The following is a 12,404-nucleotide window of genomic DNA, read 5'->3' as shown; positions in this document are numbered from 1 at the left end:
TTGAAAGCAAAGTATTGATACTAACAGATGAACAAGATATTATTATTTAACCCGCGCAGTGCAAATAACAAGTATCGCATACCTAATTCGATACTAAATATAGCGGCTTCAGTTGATGGAAAATATGACTGGGTAATTGTTGACGGCAATTGCGAGCATGACCCGATGGTTAAGATAGATAGCTATTTAAGTAACGGCGAGTTTAAATACTTTGGGTTTACAGTTATGCCCGGTCCGCAGTTAAAGCAGGCTATTGCTGCGGCAAAAACTATAAAGCAGAGATATCCCAATACCAAAATGATCTGGGGCGGGTATTTTCCATCAAATCAGCCTAACGCGGTTTTATATTCCGGTTATGTCGATTTTATTATCAACGGGCCTGGTGATCACGCTTTCCCCGCCTTGATTGATGCTCTGGAGAAAAACGAACCTTATGAGTTTATCCGCAACCTCATCTATAAAGCAACGGATGGCAAGATCATCAAAACCGCTAAGGAAGACCTTTTAGACCAGGATAATCTGCCGCCTTTGCCATATGATAAGCTGAACACTTTTTATCCCATTACCAAGTTTTTGGGTAAAACCTATCTGGGCGAAAAAACGATGGCTTATCACTCCAGCATCGGCTGCCCCTTCACCTGCTCCTTTTGTGCTGTAGTGCCGATATATGAGGCAAGGTGGAAGGCAAAATCAGCTCAGAATGTTTACAAGGATGTAAAATATATTAAAGATAAATGGGGTGCAGATGCCATTGAGTTTCATGATAACAACTTTTTTGTATCAGAAAAGCGCGCGGTTGAGTTTGCCCGTTTAATAAAACCCGAAAACATGACCTGGTGGGGTATGGCCCGCATCGATACTATGTCGAAATTTAAAGATTCATCCCTTGCCGCAATCCGCGAATCAGGATGTAAGATCATCTTTTTCGGGGCCGAAAGCGGTAACAACGCCATTTTAGAACAGATGGATAAGGGCGGTACGCAAACAGGCGACCAGATCATTGAGTTTGCCGAACGTCTTAAAAAGTTTGACATCATACCCGAATATTCTTTTGTATTAGGCACTCCGGCGCCAACCCAGGAACAGGTTCAGTCGCAAATTGATTTTGAAATAGACTTTATAAAAAAGGTAAAGGCTGTTAACCCTAAAACCGAGATCGTGATTTATACCTACAGTCCTGTGCCTACGGAAGGGTCAGAATTGTTTAAGCAGGTAATGAAAAGCGGCTTCCGTTTTCCCGAAACCCTGGAGGACTGGATAAGCCCGGCATGGGAAGCCTTTGATCTTCGTAAAAATCCGCTCACGCCATGGCTTACACCGGAAATGATCGATAAGATCAGGAATTTTGAAACGGTGCTGAACGGGGTGTATCCAACGGTAACGGATATCAGGCTAAATATGATTAAACGTATGGCCATCAAACTGGTAGCTACCATGCGCTATAAGGCGAGCATGTACCATTATCCTTATGAAATAAAGTTGCTACAAAAGGTTTGGCGTTACAGACAGCCCGAAATACAGGGATTTTAATTTATGCAGATGACAGGCCAATCGTTATATCATACCTTTCAGCGTTTCCGTACATTGCAAACGCACCGCATCGCTGCGTTGCCCATCGTGATTTTGATGCCGCACAGTGCCTGCAACTGCCGTTGCGTAATGTGCGATATCTGGAAGGATAATAAAAACCTGAAGCAGCTTACCGAAGCCGACGTGACCGATCTGTTAAGTGCTTTACGAAAATTCGGTACAAAGCAGGTATTGATGTCGGGCGGGGAAGCGTTGCTGAATACCAATTTTTTCAGGTTATGCGAGATTTTGCGTGCTGAAAAGATCAAAGTTACGCTGCTGTCGACAGGTTTGTCTATCAGGAAAAACGCGTTCAATATTTTAAAATGGGTTGACGATTTGATTGTTTCTTTAGATGGCGATGAACTTTTACATGATGCCATCCGAAATGTTCCAGGGGCATTCAATAAATTGCAGGAGGGAGTGGAGTACATCAAATCTCTCGAACCCCAATATCGCATTACAGCCCGTACCGTAATTCACCGTTTAAATTTCAGGAACTGGCCGGCCATTATTGAGGCTGCAAAGCAAATGGGCATTGACCAGGTGAGCTTTTTACCTGCCGATGTGAGCAGCCATGCCTTTAACCGCCAAACTGCATGGGCGGAGCCACGGCAACACGAAATACTGCCGACCGAAAGCGAACTTGCCGATTTTCAGGAGATAACAAACCAAGTACTTGCCAACAAAGATGATTTTGCCAACAGGTTCATTGCCGAATCTCCTGCTAAGATCCGGGATATTTATGGTTATTATGCTGCTTTTTATGGCCATAATGCATTCCCGTTTAAAAAGTGTAATGCACCATGGGTGTCGGCAGTGATTGAGGCTGACGGCGCGGTACGGCCGTGCTTTTTTCATGAAGCGATAGGTAACATCAGGGATAATTCGTTAAATGATATTTTGAACAGCAAAGAGGCGATCAATTTTCGCAAAACACTGGATATGGCTAATGACCCTACCTGTGTTAAATGTGTATGCTCGCTTAATTTATCGCCGCTGGCGAGGTTGGATTGATAATAAAAAAGCAATGAAGCGCGGGAATGTGCAATTTCTTCCCCTGGGAGGATATAGGAAATTTTCCTGGATTTAGAAACAGGCTAAAACACGATGAACAATATACTGTTTACACATTCTTACTTTTTACGGTTCGACCCAAAGCAATGGGGCATAGGGCAACCTTATGCGCCGCTGGGTACTATATACGCTGCTGCGCTGATGCGGGAGCAGGGTTACCGGGTAAGTCTGTTTGATACCATGTTTGTGAGCAATCCTGATGAGGTGATAGCCGCTATTGAGTTAAATAAACCCGATTTTTTTGTGGTTTATGACGATGGGTTCAACTATCTAACCAAAATGTGCCTCACCAATATGCGCGAGGCTGCATTTAAAATGTGCAAACTGGCTAAGGAACGTGGCTGTACAGTTATCGTTTCCAGCTCAGATTCAACCGATCGGTATGCAGCATATCTTGCCGAGGGAGCCGATTTTGTGATATTGGGTGAAGCCGAACAAACGCTGACAGAACTTACTGAACATATCCGAAGTGGTAATACTGATCATTTTGAGATAAAAGGATTAGCTTACACGAACGGCAGCGAAATCATTAAAACACCTGGCCGCGCGGTAATGAAGGAACTGGATAGTTTGCCCATGCCCGCCTGGGATTTGGTCAACATGGATACCTACCGGGATATGTGGATGAAGAACGCAGGGTATTTTTCAATTAATGTAGTAACCACCCGCGGCTGTCCGTTCAAGTGTAACTGGTGTGCCAAGCCTATTTATGGCAACCGGTATAATTCTCACAGTCCGCAGTATATTGTTAATGAGCTTAAAATGCTTAAGGAGCGGTACCAGATGGATCATATCTGGTTTTGTGATGATATTTTTGGGTTGAAACCCGGTTGGGTACAGGAATTCGCCAAACTGCTGGCACAGGAGGGAATTAAGATCCGTTTCAAGATCCAGTCGCGGGCCGATTTATTGGCAGAGGAAGAAGCAGTAGCAGCCCTGGCCGCCGCCGGTTGTGAAAACGTGTGGATAGGGGCCGAAAGCGGATCGCAGAAGGTACTGGACGCCATGGATAAGGGTATCACTATCGATCAGATTCATACGGCTACGCACCTCATGAAAGCGCATGGCATTAAGCCATCGTTCTTTATCCAATTTGGCTACCCCGAAGAAACGCGAGATGATATTACGCTTACCATAGATATGATTAACCGGTTGCTGCCATTTGAGATTGGTATTTCGGTATCGTATCCGCTGCCGGGTACCGGTTTTTACGAGCGCGTTAAAACCGAGTTGAAAAAGAAAACCAACTGGACGGACTCCGATGAGATGGCGCTGATGTTTAAAAACACTTATCCGCCTTTTTACTACAAGCAATTGCATAAATACGTACACCGCAACTATCACAAGCACCTGGCTAAAAACAGCTTCCAAAAATTGCTGAAAGATCCGTTTGGGAGCTCGGTAAAAAATATCAGGAAAGCATTATCGGTGTTTTATTACGCGCCGCTTACTTATCTTGAAAAGCTGAAGCTGAAAAAATTTGAAAAGGCGATATGACCGGCACCGCATCACGTATAAACGAACAATTTGCCGAGGCTGCATTTAGCAACCAGTCGGCAGTTTTTGATGAGCTGTACTCAGGCGACACGATAATTGCGTACAAGCGTAAACGCGTGCGTGATCATATCCTGCAATACCTGAAGCCCGGAAGTAACATCCTTGAACTGAATAGTGGTACCGGTGAAGATGCACTGTTTTTTGCACAAAAAGGATTTAAGGTACATGCTACCGATATTTCAAAAGGGATGCAGCAGCAACTCCGCGAAAAGGTGGTAAAGTATGATATGCAGCATGCGGTGAGCAATGAGCTTTGCTCATATACGCAGCTTGAACAGCTAAACAACAAAGGCCCTTATGATCTGATCTTTTCCAACTTTGCAGGACTCAATTGTACCGGCGAACTGGAAACCGTATTGAGCTCATTTGCCGGGCTGCTAAACCCCGGCGGCACAGTGACCCTGGTGGTGCTTCCCAAATTCTGCCTTTGGGAAACTTTGCTGGTATTTAAAGGGAAATTTAAAACTGCTTTTCGCCGGTTTTTTAGCGGTAATGGCCACAAGGCGCATGTTGAAGGAGTTTATTTTGATTGCTTCTATTACAACCCATCCTACATTAAAAAACGTTTAAAATCCGATTTTGAGGTATTGGGTATTGAGGGCTTGTGTACCATCGTACCGCCATCATATATTGAAGGCTTTGCCGAAAAACATCCGCGTGCCTATAAAACACTTGCCCGTTGGGAGAACAGGTTGAAGGCGACCTGGCCGTTTAAGTACGTGGGCGATTATTATATTATTTCGCTGAGGAAAATGTAATTGAAAAAGTTGCCCCGAACTTTTTGCGGAAACTATAGAACAGCTGTCTCATGTAAATTTTAGACTTAGCATTTTAGGGCAGAATAAATTCGGTATGACGATAAGGAGTAGTTTTACTGCGCCATCCGTTCTTCAAATTGCTGTAACAGTATGGAGACTTTAATCCGGTATTTTTCTATCAGTTTAATTTGAAAGTTTTCGGGAGAGGGCTTGGCAAAATGTTTGCTTGCGGCCATGCTCATTACCGTACCCCGCATATTCAATTTCTTCATTTCAGTTTTCTTGTTCCATCGCGCGGAAGTGATTTTCATCAATACATTATCCAGCCAATCGCCGAATGGATTATTGAACAGGCTTTCTGTAAATGTTTTATACCACCGCTTTTTTAATGGTTTAGCAGTAGCGAGACGCATACATTTGTTAGGCAAGAAACCGGAGGTCCAGGCATTAGATTTATAAAAGCTTTCAAAAGTAAGGTCACCCTCTAATGGGATAATAGTTGCTATTTCAATTGCTGTATAAATGTTCTTTTCAACTATCTGCAGTTGGGCCTCATCAATATAGTAGTTCATGCAGTAGTTGTGATGTTTACCAACCAAAAAGGTAAGTTTTTTGAACATATGCATAAACGTACGTGCAAGCCAAAGCCTGTTGCGTTCGGTAATGATAAAAAAATCAATGTCCGAATTGTCATCGGCGAAGTTCTTAGACAAAGAACCTGAAATGCCAATACCGCGAACGTAAGGAAACCGGATCAGGAAGGCACCTACTTCTTTAGCTTTATTGATTAGCCCGGAAGCTTTTTTGTTTCCTTTATTACGCCTCACCGCTATCATATAATCGTTTTTGAGCGAATAAAACCTGTCGAAATGAAATACCAGTTTATTGACGATAAGTTGATCAAGCGCTTCAGTAAAATCATGCCGGCCATACTTGTTTTCCAAAAACAGGAATATCTCGCCGTAGGTTAACGGGTAGTCCCACATGTCAAAGTAGGCAAGGGTAGCTAAAATATTATTCCTGGTATTTAACAATCGTTTATTGTTTTGTTCAACTAAGATGACTGTACTTTTCACGCCTTTGTATATATAATGATGACGTACCCCTTGCAGCTTTGGTTGCCTTTGAATAAACTAATTACACAATATTTTTAGCGCGGGTCCCTGTTGTTTCTGAGCTTTCAGAAAACATTAGTAATGAGAAAAATACACTGTAAAAAAAGATGCCTTTATCCACATCTAAAAAGTTTTCTGAAAAGGAAACGGCGATTATAATAACCATAAAAGCCATGAGCAATAGGTCGCGTTTTGCAACAGCTGCCCTGATACCAAATGCCAGCACACACAGGTAAACCATCAGCCCAACGATCCCCGATTTAATAAAAAAGCTAATAAACTGGTTATGTGCATTTAACCCGGCCAGGTACGACCGGTAAAATTTATGGTCGAAAAATGGGTCTTTGAGCAAACCAATTTCAGTGCCTGCGCCATGACCTATAACAGGCGATTGTGCTCCCACACTAATGGCCACGTTCCAGCGCGCTAATCGCGGATCGGTGAGTTCGGCGTCGGTTGATTGGCTCAGGTCTTTTTTTAGCTCGGTTACATAACGTTCCTTAAAAGTATCCCGGGTATAAATGCCTGCCATCACCACAATAAATAATGCTGTGCTAATGGCCATAAACCTGAAACGGTTTCGCCCTTTTAATATGAACCAGGGAAGGGCGATATTTATAATAAGCAGCAAAGCTATAAATATCGATTTTGAACTAAGCTGCAGAATTCCCATAGCTAAAATACCACTGCAAATGAGCCAGAAAAATTTGCGGGTCTTTACTGTTTCCGTTACTAAAACATACAGCAGATAAACCAGTGCTATGGCTATCTGCATGGAAAAAAATGTAGCATGGATCTCTATCGGTTCCGAAAAATTGTGGTTTGTGAACGCTGGGGACGCTAATGCTTTTAAAGGCAGATGATAATATTTTATGGTAAAAAGGGCCTGTAAAAAAAGATAAGTGATAGTGATGGTACACCCGAATGAAAATACGAGTAAAAAATTATGCCGGTATTTTTTTAGATCGAGCGGGTTAAAACAAAAGATTAACGGGGTAAGCAAAATAGTAACCTGCCTGCCTAACTCTGTAAAAGCCTGGGGTTTATTGGTGGTGTAAATAATGCTCAAAAGCGTTACAAAAAAAACAGCAGCCAAAGCGAAGTTAGCCCTTGTTAATAGCGGCTTTATAGTTGTTTTGCGAATTTGGATAATAGTATGCAGGGCCAGGCCTATTAAAAACAGGTGGCTGTAAAACAGGTTGAAAGGCAGGCTTAGCAATAACAGCATCAGCAGGTAATAGCTTATCCTGTTGTTTAGCGTATCATCAGGCCTTAATAACTTTTCCATGTTGTTGCTGATAGCATTCCAATATAAAATCTTCGTAATCGTTGATCACTACCTCCCAGTTAAACTGGTATTGTATCTTATGAAGGTTATTTTTCACCATTTCGCGTTCGGTATCCTTGCGCTGTACATTCTCAACCAAATGGCGTACCTCATTAGCATTATCAAAATAAAAAGCATCTGAATTGAGTACCGATTTATTGAAAGGGTTATTATGGGCGGCAATCAGGGCTTCGCTGGCCATGGCTTCAAGCAGGGACGGATTAGTACCACCCACGCTATGCCCGTGGAAATACAGGTAGCTGTTGTTCTGTAGGGCACGCACAACCGAATTGTCAAAATTGGCGCCCTTAAACTGGATGCGGTCATCGTTTTTAAATCTGTGGGTTATGAATTTGCCAAAGCGGTTACTGGTATCGCCCAAAACCATAAAGCTTTTTTTTGATGAACTGTTGTTAAAGCCTGCTAAAATAGTTTCGATGTTGTTTTCGGGCTCCATGCGGGCCATCAGCAAAAAATAATCCTCTTTAAGCAGTTCGCTTTTGTCAAACTGCTCACGCTCCTGGTCTGAAAACAGATCGGCACCATAGGGGATATACCGACTGTCAACCTCGTACTTATCCTTAAGGTATGACCTGATTACCCTTGAGTCGGAAATATAATACTGGCTATGTTTCACGGCCAGCTTTTCCGCGTACTTCAAAAATTGTTGTACAGGCTTTGAGTACTTGGAGCGTTTCCACTCCAGTCCATCCATATTGGTAATGATAACGCTGTTGGGCGGGTAAAGATGCCCCCAAACCGAGCTGCTGGTGTAGCCCATAAGCAGTACTACATCAAACTTCCGTTTACGGGCATCCATAAGGCAGTTAAAATCATAGGCAAACTGCCCGGCAGTGCCTATCAGATACTCCGGATCGTAACAATGTACAATGTTAACGCCGTTCCAGGTATCGGCTTCATAAGGGTGGTTGTGAGAGTTATAAACGGTAACTGAATGCCCTTTTTTTACCAAACCGGCCGATACATATTCGGAAATATGCTCAAACCCGCCATAGTAGTTCGGGATGCCCCTCGTGCCTAAGATCGCTATTTTTAGTTTCATGACAATGAAAATTTGCTTGTAACAAGTTGTAAAATATGGTGCTGCTTTTTTGCCAGTGGTATTGCTGTTCAACATGCCGCGCTACCTGGCTGGTGAAGGCATCGCCGGGTGGTTGCTGTGCGGCAAGTAATAGCTTTTGCTCAAAATCGGCATGATTGGCCGGGTTAAAAGTATATGGTTCAAAAAAGTGGAAATTTTTCATAGCCGTTTCTGCCGAGCATAATACAGGTGCATCACAAATGGCTGCTTCAAGCGGCGGGATCCCAAAGCCTTCGGCTTTTGAGGGATATACAAACAACCTGCAGGCCCGGTAAAAAGCTGCCAGATCGGCCTGTTCTGCCTGCGGTATCCACCTGAAAAACCGCTCTTGCTCAGGCGTAAGGCTCTTGATGAGCCTGGCTAAACCCTGCGTTTTTATGGATGCTTTACCAATGAACACCAGGCCAATGCCTTTTTCGTACAGCTTCAGTTTCAAATATTTTTGCAGCAACAAAAGGTGGTTTTTGCGGGGTTCAACGCGGCTGGTATACAGGATGAAATTTCTTATGCCGAATTTTTCTGCTACCCAATCTTCTGCCTCTTTTTTTGATGACTGATATTGTAGCAATGAGTTATTTACTCCGTTTTGGATAATATGCACCTCGTCAGCGGGAATGTGGTAATAATCACAGATCCGTTCTTTCGAGTAGTCGGATACAGTGGTTTTGATGTCGGCATTTTTAATACTGCGGCCAAAAAGGTAATTGCGCGTTAAGCTGAACAGGATGGGGAAATCCTTCCTGAAATCGTTAAACAGCATATCATGCATGGTAACTATGTACCTGCAGCCGGCTATTTTTTTAGGGCTGATGTATTGAAAATGTGCAAAGTCAAATCTGTATTTTTTGATGTAGGCCGGTATATCAAATACAAAGCGCAGGATGTTGATTCCCCTGTTTTTATAAAGCAATATGTTTTGCGGTGGCAGCAGCGGGAACAATCTGCGGATATTATCGGTATCGTGGGCGCCGATGTAAATATCTATGTCCGGGCGGTGGGTCAGCAGGTGGTTATATAATTCGCGTATAAAAGTTTGCGCCCCTTGAAATTCTTTATCAAAGGAGTGGGCATCAACAAACAGTTTTATCTTTTTAGCTGCCATAATTCAATTCGTTTTGATTTAAAACAGCGGTTGGCAGCTCGGCTTCGGCTAAACGGAAATTGCGTTTACCTAATTGATATAAACTCATCAGCATACGCTCGGGCAGAAATGACATCAGCAGCAAAAAATAATTTTTGAGATGCAGCGGGCTGATAGAAAGTGTTTTCAGCAGGTTTTCCCTCGCCTTTTCCGGCTGATAATTATTCCACAGGTATTTTTTGCCGAGCAGGGCATAATAAGCTCCCTTTTTGATGCGTGGAGATAATTGTTTAACACCGATCTCGGATAACTGCTTTCCTTCGGCCTCAGTAATGCTCCCTTTGCGCAGGGTATTGTACTTGATCTTCCTGAATTTAACTGTACGCCATTTTTCATCAATGGTAACAGATTCGGCATTGAGCCTCACCTTAATGAGCGGTTGATTAAGATTAAAAGCTTTTTCGTGTTTAAGGATACCTGCCCACAAAAAATGATCTTCAAAAGTGTAAGCCAACTCATTGTAGCCACCGGCATTTAAAACGGTATCACGCTTATAAAATACACTGGAGTGAATGAAGGGACAAATCCTGTAACTGAGCTGCCTTATCTGGTTATGGCTTAGGGCGTCGGGTTGCCAGGTAAATATCAAATCGCCGTTAACATCAGTATAGTCAACTCCCGAACCGATAATGCTATAATAGGGATGAGATGTGATGAAATCATACTGAACCTGCAGGCGGTAAGGATAGCATACATCGTCGGCATCGAAACGGGCTATATAAGGCGCCCGCGCGTGGCGTAAACCGTTATTGAGGGCCGCAGCTACACCTTTGTTTTCCTGGCTCAAAGCCACTATACGCTCATCGTTAAATGAGTTAATAATATCTGCCGTGTCATCAGTTGAGCCATCGTTTACAATCAGCAGTTCAAAATCAGCAAACGATTGTTCAAGTACCGATGTAATGGCTTCGCGAATATATTTACCGGCATTATAAGCAGGCATTAAAACAGTAATTTGAGGGCTATGCATACGCAAGTTCCTCCTGCACTGTAGTTTTTGTTTTCAAATGGGGTGTAGTACTTTCTTTTATATTGAGGAGTAACATCAATTCGAAAATTACCAGTACCGAGAGCTGCTCGAACCAGTAATCGAGAAAGAATATGCCCATTACCATCATTAGTATGGGCAAACCATAACTAAGCTTTTTATAATGCCGGGCAAAAAAGCCAATGTAAAATATAAACAGGGCAAGCAATCCGAGGATACCGTATTCACTCAGCATTTGATCGTAAGTGGAGTAGGGGTTATTGCGTACCGAACGGAAACCAGCATCCTTGCTGAAAAAGCTCAGGTACAGGTCTAAATGATTGTGCATAAATGCCGGGTTGATATAGATGTATTTTGGGGGATAATTGCCCCTTATACCGGCACCAACCGCCCTGAAAGCTATTTTGGATGAAAAATTTCCGGGAGCTAAGCCCGCTATACTTTGTAAAGGATGGCTGGTAAGATAATTAAAGGTTTGTATTGCACCGGAAATCTTTCCAGGCAATGCAGGATTGAAGGGCTCAAGCCGGCAAAGTGGTAGCTGAGCCCTGTGAGCAGCGATACAGTCGACAAGCTGTTGCCTGTCGGGAGTCATTTCGCCGGTGTTATAAAATTCGGCAAAATGTGTGTTGGGTTCCGGGATGTATAGCCTGCCGTCATCGGTAAGCGGCAAGCCTTTGATTTTTTTATCAAGTGCGTTTGGTTTTTCCTGTTGAGCCTTTATCCTGCTCAGGCTGTCCAGGTAGTTTTGTGCAAATCTCCTTCTTTGTTCATCCCTGGTCATGAATCGCCCGCCGGGATTGGCAGTTGTTGGCTGCGCCTTCGCCTGATCCTGTTTTTCAATACGGTTTTCCCGCAGCGTACTTTTAGTCACTTCGTTAATATACTTTTCATTTTGCGGAGATATTTTGACCAGGGAGATCACATAAAGCAGCAATGCCACTACTATCATACTTTTTTGATTGCGTGTGGTTTTAAAAACAAAAATGAAAGCGAGGATCAGCAGTACCAAAATGCTGATGAGGTTACTGTAGGTAAGTGCCAGCGTGCTCATGCACACGATCATCATGGGCAAATTATTCTTATAAATGAAGTAAAACACACCGAAAGCGCAGATAATGGCATTGGTTGATGAAATGTCAAAGCTTATACCCATTACATCATCGCCGGTATTGATATAATAGCGCTGGTGCATTCCCATAAAAGCATAGGGGTTAATGCTTTTAGTGATCCACATAATATGCATTAGGTTACCTGCCGAGAAAGCTGCGTTTATGATAAAAAAAATGATCAGTGTACGGTAAATGGTTTCGGCATCTGTTTTATCAACCATCAGCTTAACCTGATGAACCGCCAGCAGGGCCAGCGCCCAGCATATCAAAGCCCAGCCAAAAACGGGCATATAATACAGGTTGGCAAAATTTTGGTTGATAATGGCTGCAGCAATAGCTATCGGGAAAACCAGCAGATAGAATAACGGGATCCTTGAATTGCGCAGCTTAAAGCCAAATTGAAAGTTAAACTGGCTTATGTAAACAAAAAGCAACGCCACTATCTTAAATGGGATCCGCACGTTGATAAACAGCAGCAGGAAGATCAGCAGCCGCCAATCGGCATAAGTTTTCCACCTCTTAATATCAAAACCCGGCAAACTGATTGTCATTATTCCCTTGTATTTATTGATGTTCATTTCCCGGTTTTGCCGGCCTTGTCGCAATTGTTTTGTTTAAATAGGTTACGTGCCAAAAAATGGAATGGTTGCCTCGTTAA

At 43.0% G+C, this 12,404-nt stretch carries 10 protein-coding genes; 4 read left to right on the top strand and 6 right to left on the bottom strand.

Features of this window, described 5'->3' with window-relative positions; all coding sequences use genetic code 11:
• The first annotated feature begins 27 nt into the window (after positions 1-27).
• The 4 genes from ACP26M_RS11285 (at position 28) to ACP26M_RS11270 (ending at position 4,961) form a co-directional block, all read left to right on the top strand.
• Positions 28-1,530, top strand: a complete 1,503-nt coding sequence (locus tag ACP26M_RS11285; protein ID WP_426588897.1) for a B12-binding domain-containing radical SAM protein — start codon at positions 28-30, stop codon at positions 1,528-1,530.
• Between the two features lie 3 nt (positions 1,531-1,533).
• On the top strand, positions 1,534-2,586 hold the full coding sequence (locus ACP26M_RS11280; RefSeq protein WP_426588895.1) for an SPASM domain-containing protein: 1,053 nt from the start codon (positions 1,534-1,536) through the stop codon (positions 2,584-2,586).
• Between the two features lie 93 nt (positions 2,587-2,679).
• Complete coding sequence (locus ACP26M_RS11275; protein WP_426588893.1) at positions 2,680-4,143, top strand: B12-binding domain-containing radical SAM protein; 1,464 nt, start codon at positions 2,680-2,682, stop codon at positions 4,141-4,143.
• Complete coding sequence (locus ACP26M_RS11270) at positions 4,140-4,961, top strand: class I SAM-dependent methyltransferase (RefSeq protein WP_426588891.1); 822 nt, start codon at positions 4,140-4,142, stop codon at positions 4,959-4,961. The genes ACP26M_RS11275 and ACP26M_RS11270 overlap by 4 nt, the downstream gene beginning before the upstream one ends.
• Before the next feature lie 113 nt (positions 4,962-5,074).
• On the opposite strand, the gene ACP26M_RS11265 is transcribed toward ACP26M_RS11270, so the two are convergent.
• From ACP26M_RS11265 to ACP26M_RS11240, 6 genes are all read right to left on the bottom strand, one after another.
• On the bottom strand, positions 5,075-6,037 hold the full coding sequence (locus tag ACP26M_RS11265) for a hypothetical protein (RefSeq protein WP_426588889.1): 963 nt from the start codon (positions 6,035-6,037) through the stop codon (positions 5,075-5,077).
• A gap of 61 nt (positions 6,038-6,098) precedes the next feature.
• The gene (locus ACP26M_RS11260; RefSeq protein ID WP_426588887.1) at positions 6,099-7,364 is read right to left on the bottom strand and encodes an O-antigen ligase family protein; all 1,266 of its coding nucleotides are present in this window, start codon (positions 7,362-7,364) and stop codon (positions 6,099-6,101) included.
• Complete coding sequence (locus ACP26M_RS11255) at positions 7,342-8,466, bottom strand: DUF1972 domain-containing protein (RefSeq protein ID WP_426588885.1); 1,125 nt, start codon at positions 8,464-8,466, stop codon at positions 7,342-7,344. The genes ACP26M_RS11260 and ACP26M_RS11255 overlap by 23 nt, the downstream gene beginning before the upstream one ends.
• Positions 8,405-9,607 carry a glycosyltransferase family 4 protein gene (locus ACP26M_RS11250; protein WP_426588883.1) on the bottom strand — a complete coding sequence of 401 codons (1,203 nt, stop codon included), beginning with the start codon at positions 9,605-9,607 and terminating at the stop codon, positions 8,405-8,407. The genes ACP26M_RS11255 and ACP26M_RS11250 overlap by 62 nt, the downstream gene beginning before the upstream one ends.
• A complete protein-coding gene (locus tag ACP26M_RS11245; RefSeq protein ID WP_426588881.1) occupies positions 9,597-10,616 on the bottom strand; it encodes a glycosyltransferase in 1,020 nt (339 codons plus the stop codon). The genes ACP26M_RS11250 and ACP26M_RS11245 overlap by 11 nt, the downstream gene beginning before the upstream one ends.
• A complete protein-coding gene (locus ACP26M_RS11240) occupies positions 10,609-12,297 on the bottom strand; it encodes a hypothetical protein (RefSeq protein WP_426588879.1) in 1,689 nt (562 codons plus the stop codon). Before ACP26M_RS11240 ends, ACP26M_RS11245 begins: the two co-directional genes overlap by 8 nt.
• Positions 12,298-12,404: the final 107 nt, after the last annotated feature.

This window comes from Mucilaginibacter sp. R-33, from assembly GCF_049949235.1.
Classification (GTDB): Bacteria; Bacteroidota; Bacteroidia; order Sphingobacteriales; family Sphingobacteriaceae; genus Mucilaginibacter.
Note: the sequence above shows the minus strand (reverse complement) of the source record. Positions and strands in the feature narration are given on the sequence as shown.